Annotated in this window: 16 protein-coding genes; 6 read left to right on the top strand and 10 right to left on the bottom strand. The window is 65.2% G+C overall.

Annotated elements, in window-relative coordinates:
• Window position 1 precedes the first annotated feature (1 nt).
• From mutL to RAC97_RS01375, 4 genes are read right to left on the bottom strand one after another with little or no spacing between them, the layout of a single operon-like run.
• Entirely contained in the window at window positions 2–1,897 is a 1,896-nt protein-coding gene (gene mutL, locus RAC97_RS01390; protein WP_375098820.1) for a DNA mismatch repair endonuclease MutL, read from the bottom strand.
• A complete protein-coding gene (locus RAC97_RS01385; protein ID WP_375098821.1) occupies window positions 1,894–3,333 on the bottom strand; it encodes an N-acetylmuramoyl-L-alanine amidase in 1,440 nt (479 codons plus the stop codon). The genes mutL and RAC97_RS01385 overlap by 4 nt, the downstream gene beginning before the upstream one ends.
• The gene (gene tsaE / locus RAC97_RS01380) at window positions 3,334–3,807 is read right to left on the bottom strand and encodes a tRNA (adenosine(37)-N6)-threonylcarbamoyltransferase complex ATPase subunit type 1 TsaE (RefSeq protein WP_375098822.1); all 474 of its coding nucleotides are present in this window, start codon (window positions 3,805–3,807) and stop codon (window positions 3,334–3,336) included. It lies immediately after the preceding gene.
• The gene (locus RAC97_RS01375; protein ID WP_375098823.1) at window positions 3,795–4,652 is read right to left on the bottom strand and encodes an NAD(P)H-hydrate dehydratase; all 858 of its coding nucleotides are present in this window, start codon (window positions 4,650–4,652) and stop codon (window positions 3,795–3,797) included. Before RAC97_RS01375 ends, tsaE begins: the two co-directional genes overlap by 13 nt.
• Before the next feature lie 65 nt (window positions 4,653–4,717).
• On the opposite strand from RAC97_RS01375, the gene queG reads away from it, so the two are divergent.
• Window positions 4,718–5,791 (top strand): tRNA epoxyqueuosine(34) reductase QueG, encoded by a 1,074-nt coding sequence (queG, locus tag RAC97_RS01370; RefSeq protein ID WP_375098824.1) that lies wholly within the window; start codon window positions 4,718–4,720, stop codon window positions 5,789–5,791.
• A gap of 87 nt (window positions 5,792–5,878) precedes the next feature.
• Here queG and RAC97_RS01365 read toward each other — a convergent pair whose 3' ends face one another.
• Together RAC97_RS01365 and orn are read right to left on the bottom strand one after the other, a co-directional pair.
• Window positions 5,879–6,490, bottom strand: a complete 612-nt coding sequence (locus RAC97_RS01365; RefSeq protein WP_043211988.1) for a trimeric intracellular cation channel family protein — start codon at window positions 6,488–6,490, stop codon at window positions 5,879–5,881.
• Between the two features lie 82 nt (window positions 6,491–6,572).
• Window positions 6,573–7,115, bottom strand: coding sequence for an oligoribonuclease (gene orn / locus RAC97_RS01360; RefSeq protein ID WP_375098825.1), 543 nt, complete (start codon window positions 7,113–7,115; stop codon window positions 6,573–6,575).
• Window positions 7,116–7,207: 92 nt separating this feature from the next.
• On the opposite strand from orn, the gene rsgA reads away from it, so the two are divergent.
• Window positions 7,208–8,239 (top strand): small ribosomal subunit biogenesis GTPase RsgA, encoded by a 1,032-nt coding sequence (rsgA, locus tag RAC97_RS01355; protein ID WP_375098826.1) that lies wholly within the window; start codon window positions 7,208–7,210, stop codon window positions 8,237–8,239.
• A gap of 108 nt (window positions 8,240–8,347) precedes the next feature.
• On the opposite strand, the gene motB is transcribed toward rsgA, so the two are convergent.
• Complete coding sequence (motB, locus tag RAC97_RS01350; protein WP_375098827.1) at window positions 8,348–9,364, bottom strand: flagellar motor protein MotB; 1,017 nt, start codon at window positions 9,362–9,364, stop codon at window positions 8,348–8,350.
• Window positions 9,365–9,367: 3 nt separating this feature from the next.
• Window positions 9,368–10,219 (bottom strand): flagellar motor stator protein MotA, encoded by an 852-nt coding sequence (gene motA, locus RAC97_RS01345; protein WP_375098828.1) that lies wholly within the window; start codon window positions 10,217–10,219, stop codon window positions 9,368–9,370.
• Window positions 10,220–10,350: 131 nt separating this feature from the next.
• On the opposite strand from motA, the gene RAC97_RS01340 reads away from it, so the two are divergent.
• The 3 genes from RAC97_RS01340 to asd are packed head-to-tail and all read left to right on the top strand — an operon-like array spanning window position 10,351 to window position 13,620.
• Window positions 10,351–11,886 (top strand): HDOD domain-containing protein, encoded by a 1,536-nt coding sequence (locus tag RAC97_RS01340; protein ID WP_375098829.1) that lies wholly within the window; start codon window positions 10,351–10,353, stop codon window positions 11,884–11,886.
• 45 nt (window positions 11,887–11,931) lie between these two features.
• Entirely contained in the window at window positions 11,932–12,741 is an 810-nt protein-coding gene (locus tag RAC97_RS01335) for a rhodanese-like domain-containing protein (RefSeq protein WP_375098830.1), read from the top strand.
• A 9-nt stretch (window positions 12,742–12,750) separates the two neighbouring features.
• Window positions 12,751–13,620 (top strand): archaetidylserine decarboxylase, encoded by an 870-nt coding sequence (gene asd, locus RAC97_RS01330; protein WP_375098878.1) that lies wholly within the window; start codon window positions 12,751–12,753, stop codon window positions 13,618–13,620.
• 106 nt (window positions 13,621–13,726) lie between these two features.
• Here the strand turns inward: asd and serB are convergent, their stop codons facing one another.
• Window positions 13,727–14,941 carry a phosphoserine phosphatase SerB gene (gene serB, locus RAC97_RS01325; protein ID WP_375098831.1) on the bottom strand — a complete coding sequence of 405 codons (1,215 nt, stop codon included), beginning with the start codon at window positions 14,939–14,941 and terminating at the stop codon, window positions 13,727–13,729.
• 136 nt (window positions 14,942–15,077) lie between these two features.
• On the opposite strand from serB, the gene RAC97_RS01320 reads away from it, so the two are divergent.
• Window positions 15,078–16,541: a histidine kinase gene (locus RAC97_RS01320; RefSeq protein WP_375098832.1), complete on the top strand. Its 1,464-nt coding sequence runs from the start codon at window positions 15,078–15,080 to the stop codon at window positions 16,539–16,541.
• Between the two features lie 86 nt (window positions 16,542–16,627).
• Here RAC97_RS01320 and RAC97_RS01315 read toward each other — a convergent pair whose 3' ends face one another.
• On the bottom strand, window positions 16,628–17,338 hold the full coding sequence (locus tag RAC97_RS01315; protein ID WP_375098833.1) for a membrane integrity-associated transporter subunit PqiC: 711 nt from the start codon (window positions 17,336–17,338) through the stop codon (window positions 16,628–16,630).
• Window positions 17,339–17,354 lie beyond the last annotated feature (16 nt).

Below are 17,354 nucleotides of genomic sequence, written 5' to 3'. Positions count from 1 at the left end.
GTCATCGACCGCGCAGGAAAAGTTTGTCCAGGTCGTCCAGCCCGAGCTGGGTCCAGGTCGGACGGCCATGGTTGCACTGGCCGCTGCGCTCGGTGTTTTCCATGTCGCGCAACAGTGCGTTCATCTCGGGAATGGCCAGGCGCCGGTTGGCTCGCACCGCGCCATGGCAGGCCATGGTGCCGAGCAGCTCGTTGAGGTGCGCCTGGATACGGTCGCTGGTGCCGTACTCCATCAGGTCGGCCAGCACATCCTGCACCAGACGGTTGGCCTCGGCCTGCTTGAGCAAGGCCGGAATCTGGCGAATCGCCACGGTTTCCGGGCCCAGGCGCTGCAACTCGAAGCCCAGGCGCTGGAACCACTGCGCATGTTCCTCGGCGCAATCGGCCTCGCGCTGGCTCATCGCGAGCGACTCCGGCACCAGCAAGGGCTGACCGCTCAGGCCCTCGCTGGCCATGGCCAGCTTGAGGCGCTCGTACATGATGCGCTCGTGGGCCGCGTGCATGTCCACCAACACCAGGCCCACGGCGTTCTCGGCGAGGATATAGATACCCTTGAGCTGGGCCAGGGCATAGCCCAGCGGCGGCACGTCACCCTGGGCCTGCGGCAATGCCGTCGGAGCCTGGGCGCCGGTGTCGAGCGGCGCATAGAACTCACGGTAGACCGCCTGGGCCTCGGCGGTAGCCACCGGTTGGGCCGGGCGCGGGCTGTACTGGTATGGGTAGCCGGCGCCTGCCGACGAGTACGACGGACGCTGCTCTGCCTGGGGCTGCTCGAGCACGGGCGACGCCAGGCGCATCTCGCCCTGGGGGCCGAACTCGCCCGCCTGCAAGCCGCTCGTGCGGACGATATCGGCGGCCGCAGCAGGTGCTGCCAATTGGTCTTCGGGACGCACATCGGCCAGCGCGCGGTGCAAGGTGCCGTACAGGAAGTCATGCACCATGCGCCCTTCGCGGAAACGCACCTCGTGCTTGGTCGGGTGCACGTTGACGTCGACGCCGCTGGGCTCGAGTTCCAGGAACAGTACGAAGGTCGGGTGCCGGCCATTGAACAGCACATCGCGATAGGCCTGGCGCACCGCATGGGCGACCAGCTTGTCGCGCACTGCGCGGCCATTGACGAAGAAGTACTGAAGGTCCGCCTGGCTGCGCGAGAAGGTCGGCAAGCCAACCCACCCCCAAAGGCGCAAGCCGTTGCGCTCCACATCGATGGGCAGCGCCTGCTCCAGGAAGCCCGGCCCGCAGATGGCGCCCACGCGCCGTGCACGGGCCATTTCATCCGGCGCCTCGTGCAGGCTGAGGACGCTCTTGCCGTTATGCCGCAGGTGGAAGCCCACGTCGAAGCGTGCCAGCGCCAGCCGGCGAATGACTTCGTGGAGGTGATCGAATTCGGTCTTCTCGGCCTTGAGGAACTTGCGCCGGGCCGGGGTATTGAAGAACAGGTCACGCACCTCGACCGAAGTGCCGACCGGGTGCGCAGCAGGCTGCACCCTTGGGGTCATGTCACGCCCCTCGGTCTCGACCTGCCAGGCCTCGCCAGCACTGGCGGTACGCGAAGTGAGGGTCAGCCGGGCGACCGAGCTGATAGAGGCCAGCGCCTCGCCGCGAAAGCCCAGGCTCAGCACCCCTTCGAGGTCTTCCAGCTCGCGGATCTTGCTGGTGGCATGACGCGCCAGGGCCAACGGCAGGTCGTCGGCCGCAATGCCAGCGCCATCGTCGCGCACCCGCAGCAGCTTGACGCCGCCCTGCTCGACTTCCACGTCGATGCGCCGGGCACCGGAGTCGAGGCTGTTCTCCAGCAGCTCCTTGACCACCGAGGCCGGTCGCTCGACCACCTCGCCAGCGGCGATCTGGTTTGCCAGCCGCGGGCTGAGCAGCTCGATTCGAGAACCGCCACTCATTGCTGGGACGCCAAGGTAGTGCCGGGAATATCCAGCTGCTGGCCGACCTTCAGCTCGTCAGTCTTGAGGCTGTTGGCGCTGCGCAGGCTGGCGACGCTGACCTGGTAGCGCACGGCGATCATCGCCAGGGTTTCGCCCGGGCGCACGGTGTGCTCGCGCGGTCCCTGGGCGATCTTGCCGGTGTCGCGCAGCCAGGCAATGTAGGTGCCAGGCGGAGGGTTCTGCTGGAAGAACTGCCGCACGCCGGTGTGAATCGAACGCGCCAGCGCCTGCTGGTGGCTCTTGGTCGCCAGCTTGGCGGCTTCGTTGGCGTTGGAAATGAAGCCGGTTTCCACCAGGATCGACGGGATGTCCGGCGATTTCAGCACCATGAAGCCCGCCTGCTCGACGCGCCGCTTGTGCAGCGAAGTGATGCGACCCATGTTGCCCAGTACCTTCTGTCCAACGTTCAGGCTGGAGCTCAAGGTAGCGGTCATCGACAGGTCGAGCAGCACCCCTGCAAGCATGCGGTCCTTGTCATCGAGGCTGACGTTGCCGGCGCCGCCGATCAGGTCGGAACGGTTTTCGCTGTCGGCCAGCCAGCGCGCGGTCTCGGAGGTGGCGCCGCGGTCGGACAAGGCGAACACCGAGGCGCCGAACGCGGCCTTGGACGGCGCGGCATCGGCGTGGATGGAAATGAACAGGTCGGCGCCCTTCTTGCGGGCGATCTCGGTGCGTTTGCGCAGCGGAATGAAGTAGTCGCCAGTACGCGTCAGTTCGGCACGGTAGCCCTTCTCGACGTTGATCTGGCGCTGCAGCTCACGCGCGATATCGAGAACGATGTTCTTTTCGTGCTGGCCGCGCGAGCCGGAGGCACCCGGGTCTTCACCGCCGTGGCCAGCGTCGATGGCGATCACGATGTCACGCTTGCCGCTGGGTGCCGGGGGCAACTTGATCGCAGGCTGCGCCGGGGTCACCGGTACCGCCGGGGTGGTGGCCGGTACCGGCACCGGCGCAGGAGCCGGGTTGCTCGCGGCGACGGCATCGGCTTCCTGGTCGTACAGGTCGACTACCAGGCGGTTGCCGTACTGGGCGTTGGGTGCCAGGGTGAAGCTCTTGGGCGTGACCGACTTGTTCAGGTCGATCACCACGCGCAGGTCGCTGGGCGTGCGCTGGGCCGAGCGCACGCTGGTGATCGGGGTATTCGAGGTGGCGACGTTCAGCGGCGCAGCCAGGGTGGCACCATTGATGTCGATGACCAGGCGGTCCGGTGCGCTCAGGGTGAAGACACTGTGCTGCACGGGGCCGGAAAGGTCGAAGACCAGCCGCGTGTTGTCCGGGGCGCGCCACAGACGCATGCTCTTGACTTGTGTGACGGCCAGCGCGTCGACGGTCACCGCGGTAAGCAGCAGCCCAACGACGGCGACCAGTGCGCGTATGCGCATACCATTCCCCACTTACTGTTTGTATTCGGCAGCCAGAGCGGCACACCAGGCTTCGCCGCGAGCCCCCTGCGGCGACAGGTTCAGCGAGCGGCCGCCCGCCTGGGGGCTTATGGTAATGGTCAGGTCAGGCTTTGGCAAAATGCCCGCACCCTTGCCTGGCCACTCGAACAGGCACAGCGGGTCGCCTTCGAAGTAGTCGCGAATGCCCATGAACTCCAGCTCTTCCGGGTCTACAAGGCGATAAAGGTCGAAATGGAAGGCACGTATTTCGCCGATCTCGTAGGGTTCTACCACGGTAAATGTCGGACTTTTCACCGGGCCGGTATGGCCCAAGCCTCGAATCAAGCCACGGGACAGCGTGGTCTTGCCGGCGCCCAGGTCGCCCTCGAGAAAGATCACGCCATGGCCGCCGCTCACCGCGGCCAACCGTGCGCCGAACGCGACGGTGGCTGGCTCGTCGGCCAGAAACAGGGTTATGCCTGACACGCTGAATGCTCCTCCAACAACTCACGAATGGCTGGCACCAGGTCACTGGCGGCCAACCCTCTACCTTTTATTCCCAGCCGTTCACCGGCACAGGCATGCAACCACACTCCCAGGCAGGCCGCCTGCCAGGCATTCAGGCCCTGGGCCAACAAGGCCGCCAACACACCGGTGAGCACATCGCCCAGGCCCGCGCCGGCCATGGCCGGATGCCCTCGCCCGCACAACGCCAGACGGCCGTCCGGCGCAGCGACCAGGGTGCCTGCGCCTTTCAGCACACAGACGCTGTCGTGTCGACGGGCCAACTTGCGGGCCGCGCCCGGCCGGTCCGTTTGCACCGCCTCGATGGAAACCCCGAGCAGGCGCGCGGCCTCCCCCGGATGCGGGGTGAGGATGCTGCCGCTGGGCAACGCCAAAGGGGATTGGGCCAGCAGGTTGAGGGCATCGGCGTCCCACACCTGGGCCTGGCGAGCATTGGCGGCCGCCGACAACAAGCTGCGCCCCCAGGCCGCCTGGCCTAGCCCTGGCCCCACCACCAGCACGGAGGCCCGCTCCAGCACCGTCACCAGTTGGTTGGCCGAACTCACCCCCAGGCACATCACCTCGGGCAGGCGCGCAAGGCTTGCCGACACATGCTCCGGTCGCGTAGCCACGCTGACCAGCCCGGCGCCGCAGCGCAAGGCCGCCTCTGCGCCGAGCAACACCGCGCCGCCCGCGCCCAGGTCGCCACCGACCACCAGCACATGGCCAAAGTCGCCCTTGTGGCTGTCCAGCGGGCGCGGCGGCAAGCGGGCGACGCTCACGCTGCTGAGTTCCTGTGCGTTATCGGGGTGTTTGGTCCGAGGCATGGGGTCAAAGGCTCCAATGTCTGGCAGAATTATACGCACCTGAGCCTGTATTGCCTTGCCCATCCATGCCTCTCTCATCCCCCGACCTCGCCGCGCTGGCCCAATCGATCAAGCATTGGGGCCATGAACTCGGTTTCGCCCATGTGGGCATTGCCGATATCGCGCTTGGCGAGCACGAACAGCACCTGCAGCGCTGGCTCGAGGCCGGCTACCAGGGTGAGATGGAGTATCTGGCAGCGCACGGCACGAAACGTTCACGCCCAGCCGAGCTGATCCCCGGCACTGTACGCGTGGTGTCCATGCGCATGGACTACCTGCCCGGCGACACGCTGATGGCGCAACGCCTGGCACAACCGGAGAAAGCCTACGTTTCGCGCTACGCCCTGGGCCGCGACTACCACAAGCTGGTACGAAAGCGCGTACAGCACCTGGCCGACCGCATCCAGGAAGCCATCGGCCCGTTCGGCTACCGCGCCTTCGTCGACAGTGCCCCGGTGCTGGAAAAAGCCCTCGCCGAACAGGCCGGCCTGGGCTGGATCGGCAAGAACACCCTGCTGCTCAACCGCAAGGCGGGCAGCTATTTCTTCCTTGCCGAGCTGTTCGTCGACCTGCCGCTGCCGGTGGATGGTGCCCAGGGCAGCGAACACTGCGGGCGCTGCCAGGCCTGCCTGGACATCTGCCCGACCCAGGCCTTCGTCGGCCCCTACCAGCTCGATGCCCGGCGCTGCATTTCCTACCTCACCATCGAGCTCAAGCACGCCATTCCGGTGGAATTGCGCTCGATGATCGGCAACCGCGTGTTCGGCTGCGACGACTGCCAGATCGTCTGCCCTTGGAACCGCTTCGCCAAGACAACCGACGAAAACGACTTCAAGCCGCGCCATGGACTGGACAATGCCGAGCTGGCCGCGCTGTTCCTGTGGGACGAGAAGACCTTCCTGGCCCACACCGAGGGCTCGCCGCTCAGGCGCGCAGGCTACGAGCGATGGCTGCGCAACCTGGCGGTGGGGCTGGGTAACGCGCCGTCGACGATACCGGTGCTGGAGGCGCTGAGGGCGCGGCGCGAGCACCCCTCAGCGCTGGTGCGCGAGCATGTCGAGTGGGCGCTGGCGCAGCATGCGGCGAACGGCCTTGGCTAACCGTCGGCCTTTGCGCGGGTGAACCCGCCCCTTAAAGGTTCGGCGCCGCTCTCAAGTACAGCACCCGCGAACAGCCGGAACAGGCGCTCACTGCTGGTCGTTGTAGTGGAACTTGGGCATTTCCCAATGGAAACGAATCGCCAGCAACCGCACCAGGAAACCGCCGAACAAGGTCAGCAGCATGGCCTGTTCAGCCGGCACTTTGAAGTGCACGCAGCCCAGGTAGAACCAGGCCGCAGCGAAGGACACGCTGGCGTAGAGCTCGCGGCGGAACACCAGGGGAATGTCGTTGCAGAAAATATCCCGCAGGATGCCGCCAAACACCCCAGTAATGACCCCGCTGATCGACGCCACCAGCATGCCCTGCCCCATCTCTAGCGCCGTCATGCAGCCGATCAGGGTAAAAGCCACCAGCCCCAGTGCATCGAGCACCAGGAACAGCGAACGTAGGTGGCGCATCAGCGGCGCGATGAAGATCGTCAGCAGCGCCGCGAAGCTGGTCAGTACCAGGTATTCCGGGTGCTTGACCCAGGTCAGCGGGTAATGCCCAAGCAACACGTCGCGCACCGAGCCACCACCCAATGCAGTCACGCAGGCGATCAGCACCACGCCGAACCAGTCCATGCCACGGCGACCGGCGGACAATGCGCCAGTCATGGCTTCGGCAGTAATGGCAACCAGGTAGAGCATCAACAGCATGGCGGGGCCCAGGCGAGAAAAGGCGCGCAGTCTACAGACTCAAGCCGCGCACCAAAAGGGGGCGAAGTGGCGCCCTCGGCACTTACACCTTGATGAAGTGCTCGCGGTAGTGACGCAGCTCGGCGATGGATTCGCGGATGTCGTCCAAAGCCAGGTGGGTGTTGCCCTTCTGGAAGCTGTCACGCACTTGCGGCGCCCAGCGCGCGGCCAGCTCCTTCAGGGTCGAGACATCCAGGTTGCGGTAGTGGAAGTAGCGTTCCAACGCTGGCATGTGGCGATAGAGGAAACGCCGGTCCTGGCAGATGCTGTTGCCGCAGATCGGCGACTTGCCCTTGGGCACCCACTGTTCGAGGAAGGCGATGGTCCGGGCCTCGGCCTCGGCCATGCTAACGCGGCTCTCGCGTACGCGCTGGGTCAGGCCCGAGTCGCCGTGGGTGCGGGTATTCCATTCGTCCATGCGCGCCAGTACTTCATCGCTGTGGTGGATGGCGATCACCGGGCCTTCGGCCAGGGTGTTCAGCTCGCTGTCGGTGACGATGGTGGCCATCTCGATAATGACGTCGCTGTCCGGGTCCAGGCCGGTCATTTCTAGGTCGATCCAGATCAGGTTCTGTGGGTTCTGCATGTAGGGGCTCCTCGAATAGGCCGCCATATTAGCCTAGTGGAGCATGCTAAACTGCCTGCCGTTTTCTTTTGCCCCGCCACCACGGAACCTTCATGGCCAAACGCCAGCTCAACCGCCGCCAGAACTGGCGCATCGAAAAGATCCAGGGCGAGCGCGCCGCCCGCGCCGCCAAACGTGAGCAGCATGCCTTGCAGGAATTGGAAGGCGGCGACCTGGGCCCCGAGCAACTGGGCCTGGTGATCGCCCACTTCGGCGTGACCGTCGAGGTAGAGGCGCAGGAGGGCGAAAGCGCAGGCCAGGTGTTCCGCTGCCACCTGCGCGCCAACCTGCCGGCACTGGTGACCGGCGACCGCGTGGTGTGGCGTGCCGGCAACCAGGGCAATGGCGTGATCGTCGCGCAGATGCCGCGCAGTGCCGAGCTGTGCCGCCCGAACAACCATGGGCAACTCAAGCCGGTGGCGGCCAACGTCGACCTGATCGTGATCGTCTTTGCCCCGGCTCCAGAGCCACAGGCCAACCTGATCGACCGCTATCTGGTTGCCGCCGAGCACGCAGGCATCCGCCCGCTGCTGCTGCTGAACAAGGCCGACCTCATCAACGACGCCAATGCCGCCACGCTCAATGCGCTGCTGGCGGTGTACCGCGAGCTCGGCTACCCGCTGCTGGAAGTGTCAGCGCACCATGGCGATGGCATGCAGCGCTTGCAGCAGACCCTCGATGGGCACATCAGTGTATTCGTCGGGCAGTCGGGGGTGGGCAAGTCGTCGCTGGTCAACAGCCTGCTGCCCGATGCGCAAAGCCGGGTCGGCGACCTGTCGGAGTGGTCCGGCCAGGGTACTCACACCACCACCACGGCGCGGCTGTACCATTTCCCCAATGGCGGCGACCTGATCGACTCGCCGGGCATTCGCGAGTTCGGCTTGGCGCATGTCAGCCGCGACGACGTGGAGGCGGGGTTCGTCGAGTTCCGCGACCTGCTCGGCACCTGTCGTTTTCGCGACTGCAAGCATGATCGCGAGCCGGGTTGTGCGCTGCTCAAGGCGTTGGATGAAGGGCGGGTATCGGCACAGCGGATGCACAGCTATCGCTCGATCGTGGCGAGCCTGACGCAAGACACCTACTGACGAGTGCGATCCCTTCAGGAGCGGGCTTGTCCGCGACCACCGGCAAGGCCGGTGCCATGCACCGCAGTGCCTGGTTCGCGGACAAGCCCGCTCCTACAGGGTATGGCCTCAGTTTTCCTTGGGCTCGTCCATCTTCAAGACACCCTCTTCGAAGATGTTCAGCTTCTGGCGCAGCTCACGCGGCTGCATCGGCTGCGAACCGTCGGTCGGCGCCGTTGACGCGCCGGGTGGCGCATCGACGGGCGCCGCCGGGTTGGCCGGTGCTTCGGGCGCGCCCTGCTCGCCTTCGATATCGCGCTGGGCCTTCTTGGTCAGGACGATGATATCGATACGACGGTTCACCGGGTTGAGCGGGTTCTCGCGGTCGAACAGCGACGACGAGGCATAACCCACTACCCGCGCCACCTGCCCGTCCGGGTAGCCACCAGCGACCAGCGCACGGCGCGCGGCGTTGGCGCGGTTGGCCGACAGCTCCCAGTTGCCGTAGTCGCCGGTGCCGGAGTAAGGCTTGGCATCGGTATGGCCACTGACGCTGATCTTGTTCGGCACCGCCTTGATGGTGTCGGCCATGGCCAGCAGGATGTCTTCGAAATAGGGTTTCAAGCGCGCACTGCCCAGGTCGAACATGGGTCGGTTCTCGGCATCCATGATCTGGATGCGCAGGCCGTCCTGGGTAATCTCGAACAGGATCTGGTCCTTGAACTTCTGCAGCTCAGGGTTTTCCTCGACCTTGTTCTGCAACTCTTGCAGCAGCAGGTTCAAGCGCTCCTGCTCGACCTGCTCGGCCATGTTCTCGATCCGGTCCTTGTCCAGCTGGATGCTGGTGTCAGGGGTGGGCTCGGCCTTTTCTTCCGGGTTGATGGTCTTTTCCGGCGCCAGCTCAGGCGAGCCGCCCAGGTCGATGACATAGGGCGTGCCACTTTCCGTGAAGCCGATCGGGTCCTTGAAGTAGCCGGCAATGGCGATCTTCTGCTCGGGCGTGGCGGTGGAAAGCAGCCACAGCACGAGGAAGAACGCCATCATCGCCGTGGCGAAGTCGGCAAAGGCGATCTTCCAGGAACCGCCGTGGTGGCCGTCGCCATAGCGCTTGACGCGCTTGACGATGATGGGCTGATTGTTCTCCATGGCTTAGCGACCGCGAACCGCTTGTTCCAGTTCGGCGAAGCTGGGGCGGTGCGCCGGGTACAGCACCTTGCGCCCGAACTCCACGGCCAGCGATGGCGGCATGCCGGAAGCCGACGCCACCAGCGAGGCCTTGATCGCCTCGTAGACGTTCAGCTCTTCCTTGGCATCGTGGCGCAGCGAGGTGGACAGCGGGCCGAAGAAACCGTAGGCCGCAAGAATACCGAGGAAGGTACCCACCAGTGCAGCGCCGACGTGCAGGCCGATGGACTTCTGGTCGCCCTCGCCCAGCGAGGCCATGGTGATCACGATACCCAATACCGCCGCCACGATACCGAAGCCCGGCAGGGCGTCGGACACGGCGGTCACGGCGTGGGATGGGTGCTCGAGCTCTTCCTTGAGGCTCATCAGTTCCATGTCGAACAGGCCTTCCAGCTCGTGGGGCGCCATGTTGCCGGTGGACATGATGCGCAGGTAGTCGCAGACGAACGCCGTCATGCGCTCGTCGCCGATCACCGCAGGGTACTTGGCGAAGATCGGGCTGGCCGCGGGGTCTTCGATATCCCCCTCGATGGCCATCATGCCTTCGCGACGGCTCTTGTTGAGGATCTCGTAGATCAGGCCCAGCACTTCCAGATAGAAGGTGTGCGTGAAGCGGGTGCCGAACATCTTCAGGGACTTCTTGAATACATGCATGGTCATGTATCCAGGGTTCGCCTGAAGGAATGCACCGAAGGCCGCACCGCCGATGATCAGAACTTCGTAGGGCTGGATCAGTGCCGCGATCTTGCCGTGGGAGAGCACATATCCGCCGAGCACGCTCGCGAATACGACGATGATGCCGATAATTTTAGCCATAGGTTCAAAGCACTTGCTGTCGTGGTCGGGGTCGGGGTGCGGAAGCTGTCAAACACTTCTTCTACTTATCGGCAGAACTGCGCCAGACTATAGCCACGAATCGCGAAAAGCCAGTTTGGACTGATGTCAAAATGCCAATTGAAACCAAGCTACCCGCTCAGACACCCTCCTCCCTCGATGCCTGGGTAAAGCTGCTCGACGGTGTTCGCGTACCGGTTCCCAAGGAAAGCTACGACAGCGTCATGGCGGCCATCAGGGACAGCCGCAGCTCCCTGCGCGACATCGCCGAGCTGATGCAGGACAGCCCGTCGCTGGTGTTGTGCGTGATGCGCGAGGCCAACCACCCGGCCAACGCCAGCCAGGCCCAACCCGCCGAGAGCCTGGAAGTGGCCCTCAACCGCCTGGGCCTGACGCGCATCGCCGAGATGCTCGGACGTCTGCCGGTAATGCCCGGGGACGATTTCCCGCCGGTACTGCGCCAGTTCCTGCTGATCAGCCAGCATGCCACGCAACAGGCCAACGGCCTGTTCGCCAGCCGCCTGGCGCGTCTCTGGCAGGAAATCCACTGGGGCAGCCTGCTGTTCCTCTCCCCGCTCTGGGCCATGGCCCTGGCCTACCCCAAACTGCTCGATGCCTGGGAACTGCGGGTCATCCACAAGGGCGAAGAAGCGGCGCAGGTGGAGCACGAACTGTTCGGCGTGCGCGTCATGCAGTTGTGCCAGGTTGTTGCAGAGCACTGGCGCCTGCCCGGCTGGGTGACCCAGGGCTACCGCCTGCTGCTCGAAGAACGCGAGCAACTGGCCCAGGTACTGCTGATCGCCCGCGAACAGGATGCCCTCACCCAGCAACACCTGCTGGACGAAGCACCGGCCCTGCGCCGCTGGTTCAACCAGCCACCCAACACCGTGCTGCTGGCCAACGGCTTGGCGCTGTCGGCCCAGGTAGGCTGGGACAACCCGCACCTGCTGCGCTGGCAGTTGCTCACTGCGTTGTACCTGCAAACCTCGCTGGATGACGTGCAGCAGCAGGTGCACCAACAGGCCGCCGCCAGCGCCCGCCACCACGCACGGCACGCCTTGTTCCACCCCGCCGAAGCGCTTATCTGGCCGTGGAACCAGCGCCGCCCGCACCCCGACATGCTCACCCCGCCGCCGCCACCGCCGCACGACCTGGAGCGCTGGCGGGCACTGTGCGGCGAACTGCTGGCCCAGCCCAGCCCGTTCAGCAATGCGGTGCACCTGGCAACCCAGGCGCGCATGGCCCTGCAAGCCTGCGGCCTGACCCGTATCATGCTGTTGATGGTCGACCGCCAGCAGGACTGCCTGCGCGTACAACAAACCACCGGCGTGCCACGTGAAGCCGCCGCCCTGGTACTGCCGCTTGCCGAGAGCAAGCTCTTGCAGCGCCTGGTCAGCAAGACCGGGCAACTGCGCCTGACCCCAGAGAACCACGCCCAGTTCGCCGCCCTGTTGCCCGCGCCGCTGCGCACGCTGTTCAATGGCGAGCACCTGCTGATGCGTTCGCTGGCAGTGGGCGAGCAAGTATTGATGCTGGCGATTGCCGACCAGGACGGCAGGCCGCTGGCCGACGTCAGCGTGCAGGGCTTCGGCAAGACCGCCCAATGCATTGAGCGGGCCCTGGCCACCTTCGCCAACCGCAATGCCTGAGCCTTGCGCTACAATCGCCCCTCCGTTCCACCTTGGAGACCGTGGATGACTGATTTTTCCGGCTTGCCCCTGGTGATCGAAGCCGCCGACCTGCTGCCACGCCTGGGCTCGCCCTCGCTGATCCTGGTAGACCTGACCAGCGCCAACCGCTACGTCAGCGGGCACATCCCCGGCGCCCGTTTCGTCGACCCGAAGCGCACCCAGCTTGGCCAGCCGCCTGCGCCAGGCCTGCTGCCGGCGCGTGCCGACCTGGAAAAGCTGTTCGGCGAACTCGGCCATCGCGACGATGCTGTCTACGTGGTGTATGACGACGAAGGCGGCGGCTGGGCCGGGCGCTTCATCTGGCTGCTCGATGTGATCGGCCACGGCAAGTACCACTACCTCAATGGCGGTATCCAGGCCTGGCCGGCCGACAAGCTGTCCACCGAAGTGCCCGACAACGTCGGCGGCCCAGTGAGCCTGCACCTGCATGCCGAACCTACCGCCACCCGCGAGTACCTGCAAAGCCGCCTGGGCGCCAGCGACCTGGCGATCTGGGACGCCCGCGCCCCCGGTGAGTACCGCGGCGAGAAGGTTCTTGCCGCCAAAGGTGGGCATATTCCAGGCGCGGTCAACTTCGAGTGGACCGCCGGCATGGACATGAACGACCACCTGCGTATCCGCAAGGACATGCCAGAAATCCTCCAGCAACTGGGTATCACCCCCGACAAGGAAGTGATCACCCACTGCCAGAGCCACCACCGCTCCGGCTTCACCTACCTGGTGGCCAAGGCCCTGGGCTACCCACGCGTCAAGGCCTACGCCGGCTCCTGGGGCGAATGGGGCAACCACCCGGACACGCCGGTAGAAGTCTGAATTCAAGGAATCTCAATGAAATCCCGCTTGTTCATCATCAGCCAGCACCTGCTGCCGCACCACTTGCTGTCGCGGCTGGCCGGCTGCATCGCCGAGTGCCGCGCGCGCTGGCTCAAGAACGCCTTCACCGCCTGGTTCGCCAAGCGCTACCAGGTGAACATGGACGAGGCGCTGGTCGAAGACCTGACCGCCTACGAGCACTTCAACGCCTTCTTCACCCGCGCCCTGAAGCCTGGTGCACGTCCGCTGGACGAGACCCCAGGGGCGATCCTCTGCCCGGCCGATGGCGCGGTCAGCCAGCTTGGTCCGATCGAGCACGGTCGAATCTTCCAGGCCAAGGGCCACAGCTTCAGCGCCCTGGAACTGCTGGGCGGCGACCCGGCGCTGGCGGCGCCGTTCATGGGCGGTGAGTTTGCCACCATCTACCTGTCGCCCAAGGACTACCACCGCGTGCACATGCCGTTGGCCGGCACCCTGCGCGAAATGGTCTACGTGCCGGGGCGGCTGTTCTCGGTCAACCAGACCACCGCAGAGAACGTGCCCGAGCTGTTCGCCCGCAACGAGCGCGTGGTCTGCCTGTTCGATACCGAGCGCGGGCCGATGGCCGTGGTACTGGTGGGCGCGATGATCGTGGCCTCGATCGAGACGGTCTGGGCGGGCCTGGTGACCCCACCGAAGCGCGAACTGAAGACCTTCCGCTATGACGAAGCCAGCCGTGCGCCAATCCACCTGGAAAAAGGCGCCGAGATGGGCCGCTTCAAGCTGGGCTCAACGGCCATCGTGCTGTTCGGGCCAGCGCAAGTGAAGTGGGCCGAGACCCTCGGCGCAGGCTCTGCTGTACGCATGGGCGAGCAACTGGCGCTGCCTGCACAGGGCTGATCGTCACGAAAATGAAAAAGGCCCTGCCTGGTCACCCAGGCAGGGCCTTTTTCATAGGCCTATCGGCCGACGGTAAACCGGTAGGCGCGTGTGGACACCGCCCTCATCAGCTGCGGGCGTCGCGGTCGCGCCAGCCCAGCAGGTACAGCACGCCATCGAGCCCCAGGGTGGAGATGGCCTGCTTGGCCGACTGGCGCACCAGCGGCTTGGCACGGAAAGCCACGCCCAGACCTGCCAGCGACAGCATCGGCAAGTCGTTGGCGCCATCGCCGACGGCGATGGTCTGCTCCAGTTGCAAGCCTTCCTTGTGCGCCAGCTCTTGCAGCAGCTGCGCTTTGCGCTGGGCATCGACGATCGGCTCCACCGCAACGCCGGTGACCTTGCCATCTACCACTTCCAGCTCGTTGGCGAAGACATAGTCGATTCCCAGGCGCGCCTGCACCTGCTTGGCGAAGTACGAGAAGCCGCCCGAGAGGATCGCGGTCTTGTAGCCCAGGCGGCGCAGCTCGGCGAACAGGTTCTCGGCGCCCTCGGTCAGGCGCAGCGAAGCGCCGATCTCGTCCAGCACGCCCACGTCCAGGCCCTTGAGCAAAGCCATGCGCTCCTTGAAGCTGGCGCGAAAATCCAGCTCGCCACGCATCGCCCGCTCGGTGATCGCCGACACCTGCTCGCCAACACCGGCCGCCTTGGCCAGCTCGTCGATCACTTCGGCCTCGATCAGCGTCGAGTCCATGTCGAATACCGCAAGGCGGCGGTTGCGGCGGAACAGGTCGTCCTGCTGGAAGGCGATGTCGATGCTCAGCTCGGCCGACAAGGCAAAGAAGTCCGCACGCAGGGCCTGGGCGTCGCTGGGCTCGCCACGTACGGAAATTTCCAGGCAGGCGCGGCCTTTTTCGGTCGGTGCATGCAGGGCCACCCGGGCCGACAGGCGCTCGATACGCTCGATGGTCAGGCCGTACTGGCTGATGACCGCACTCACCCGCTGCAACTGCTCGGGGGTGACCTTGCGGCTGAGCAGGGTCACGATATGGCGACCCTCGCCATGGTTGTCGACCCAATGCTGGTAGTCGGCCTCGGAAACCGGCGTGTAGCGCGCTTGCAGGTTCAGCTCGTGGGCCTTGGCCTGCACGCTTTGCAGTAGCTGGGTGGCGACTTCGTTGTCGGGTATGTCGACCAGGATGCCGAACGACAAGGTGCCGTGCATCACCGCAAGGCCGATGTCGAGAATGTTCACACCGCCCTGGAGCAGGACGCCGGTGATGGCCGCAGTAAGACCGGGACGGTCTTCGCCAGTGATGTTGACCAGGACGATTTCGCGCAAGACCGGGGCTCCAATTCGATGAAAAATGCGCATTCTACCGATTTTCCGTGACCATCGGGCGGCATCGATACTTTGCCGACAAAACACGGCTCGCTATACTGCGCACCACCTATATCGCCATAAAGAGCCGCGCTCTGTGAACCGGCCCACGCCTGTCAAGACCGACAACTTCTTCCTGATGATCTTCCGAGCCCTGCGCCAGCGTCGTGTCCCCTTGGCATTACGCATCGCCAGCCACAACATTTTCCTGGTTGCCCTGGCACTGGTGATCTACGCCTGCGTGATGGGCCTGCAATTCAAGCAGGCCATGCACGAGCAGGCCGATGCCGTGGGCCAGAGCCTGACCACCCAGACCGCCACCTCGGCGACCGAGCTGCTGGTGTCCAACGACATCCTCAGCCTCAACGTGCTGCTGGGCAACCTGGTGAAGAACCCGCTGGTGGCGCATGCGGCGATCTACAGCGTGGACAACCGCATCCTCGCCGAGGCCGGCCAGCGCCCGAAGAACAGCTTGCTGGGCGAGGTCGAAGGCCTCTACCAGACCAAGATCACCTTCCAGGACGTGACCGCCGGGCAGTTGCGCATCAGCCTGGACATGAACCAATTCCAGCAGCCGATGCTGATCAGCCTGCAGAGCATGGGCATCCTCGCCGCCATTCTGCTGGCCCTGGCCTTGACCCTGAGCCTGCGCCTGGGCCGCTTCATTTCCACGCCGCTGCTGCAGTTGCGCGTGTGGCTGCGCGACCCGCACCCCTACACCCCAGGCACCGACCGCCAGGATGAGATCGGCGACCTGGCCCGCCAACTCCACGCCCGCCTGGCGCCGCCGCCCCCGGAAGAGCCCGAGGAAGAGGACGAAGACGACTTCGCCGACCTTCACGACCCCGCGCCGGTGCCTATGGCAGCCAAGGCCGTGACGCGTGCGCGACCGGTCACCGACGATGAAGACGACGATGAGGCCTTCGCCGGGCTGATCGACGTTGACGACAGCCCTGCGCGTCCAGCCGTCGCAGTGTCGGACGAGCCACAGAGCAGCGCGGTGCTGGCCGTGCAACTCGGGTCCCAGGAGCAACTGCGCCGCCTGCCGCGCACGCGCCTGACCGAGCTGCTGGAGCGCTACCGCGACTGCCTGGACCAGGCCGCATCGCTGTATGAAGGTGAAGTGCACACCCTGAACGACGGCAGCACCTTGCTGTTGTTCCACAGCCAGGACAGCGGCGAAGACTACCTGACCAACGCCATTTGCTGTGGCGAGCTGCTGCGAGCCCTGGGCCACGCCTTGCAGATCGAGGTAGCCGACAGCGGCATCACCCTGCAACTGCAACTGGGCCTGGTGCTGGGCGATGACGACCTGCAGGGCCTGGACCAGGTCGACCTGCTGATGACCGAGAAGGCCCAGGACGCCCTGGCGCTGTCCCAGCACAGCCGCAACCTGCTGCTGGTCGAGCGCAAGGTCAGCGACGATGCACTGATTCGCCAGCGCGCACGTATTCGTCCGATCGCCAGCCCCGAAGGTGCCTGCTGTGTCGAACGCCTGATGGAGCCCTACCCGTCGATGCTCGAACGCCAGCTTGCACGGATGCACGAACGCCGCGCCTGACCTCTAGGCCCCAGACACAAAAAAACGCCACGAAAAAGCCCGCATTACTGCGGGCGTTTCGTGGCGTTTTCGTGTTAGAGCATCTATCAGAACCGATAGACTTCCATATCGGTACGAATCGGCGAAGCCATGGGGATCCTGGTCTTCTCCGGATCCTTCTTCACCTGGGTCGGTGCCGCAGGTTTCTTCGGGGTTTGCTCGGCGATCGCCGGTTGGTTGGCCAGCGGCTTGACCGCGACGCTCAACTGCTCGGCCAGCTTCTGCAGCAACTGGCCCTGGGCCTGGACCTGGGAAGCCTCGGTGCCCTGGTGCTGCTGCTCCAGGTGGACGATGCGGTTGTCGCGCACGTTGCCCCGGCGGTCCAGCACACGCCACTGGGCGTCGAGGATTGCCGGCTGGTCGACACCGGAATCCAGGCGAGTGATCGACAACAGTACCTGTACATCCGGGGTGAAGCCCGTGCTCGCCGGTGCCAGCACGACACGCTGGCTATCCAGACGCCAGGCGAGCTGGCGCACCAGCAACTGGTCGATATCCGACGAAAGGCTACCGGCCCAGCGACCGTCGGTCGCTGCGGTCAGGCTGCCATCGGCCTGGCGTTGCAGGAAGGTTTCGCGTTGCAGGTAGTCGGCCACCGACACGGGGCCGAGCACCACCGCCATGCCCGCTGCTTGCGAAGGCTGGCCGGGAGCACCGCTGTCGAGCTGATACAAGGCGACTGGCTGGTGCATGCTGCACCCGCTCAAGCCCAGCAAGCCGGTCATCAGCAGCGCAAATGGAAGGCGCAGAAATTTCATTCGTTCCATCCAAGCG

Source organism: Pseudomonas sp. LS_2, assembly GCF_042709235.1.
Lineage (GTDB): Bacteria > Pseudomonadota > Gammaproteobacteria > Pseudomonadales > Pseudomonadaceae > Aquipseudomonas.
Note: the sequence above shows the minus strand (reverse complement) of the source record. Positions and strands in the feature narration are given on the sequence as shown.

Bases quoted from the DNA above. Each gene is read 5' to 3' on its own strand.
- mutL (WP_375098820.1), bottom strand. From the start codon at position 1,897: ATGAGTGGCGGTTCTCGAATCGAGCTGCTCAGCCCGCGGCTGGCAAAC.
- RAC97_RS01375 (WP_375098823.1), bottom strand. From the start codon at position 4,652: ATGCCTCGGACCAAACACCCCGATAACGCACAGGAACTCAGCAGCGTG.
- queG (WP_375098824.1), top strand. From the start codon at position 4,718: ATGCCTCTCTCATCCCCCGACCTCGCCGCGCTGGCCCAATCGATCAAG.
- RAC97_RS01365 (WP_043211988.1), bottom strand. From the start codon at position 6,490: ATGCTGTTGATGCTCTACCTGGTTGCCATTACTGCCGAAGCCATGACT.
- orn (WP_375098825.1), bottom strand. From the start codon at position 7,115: ATGCAGAACCCACAGAACCTGATCTGGATCGACCTAGAAATGACCGGC.
- rsgA (WP_375098826.1), top strand. From the start codon at position 7,208: ATGGCCAAACGCCAGCTCAACCGCCGCCAGAACTGGCGCATCGAAAAG.
- motB (WP_375098827.1), bottom strand. From the start codon at position 9,364: ATGGAGAACAATCAGCCCATCATCGTCAAGCGCGTCAAGCGCTATGGC.
- motA (WP_375098828.1), bottom strand. From the start codon at position 10,219: ATGGCTAAAATTATCGGCATCATCGTCGTATTCGCGAGCGTGCTCGGC.
- RAC97_RS01340 (WP_375098829.1), top strand. From the start codon at position 10,351: ATGCCAATTGAAACCAAGCTACCCGCTCAGACACCCTCCTCCCTCGAT.
- RAC97_RS01335 (WP_375098830.1), top strand. From the start codon at position 11,932: ATGACTGATTTTTCCGGCTTGCCCCTGGTGATCGAAGCCGCCGACCTG.
- RAC97_RS01315 (WP_375098833.1), bottom strand. From the start codon at position 17,338: ATGAAATTTCTGCGCCTTCCATTTGCGCTGCTGATGACCGGCTTGCTG.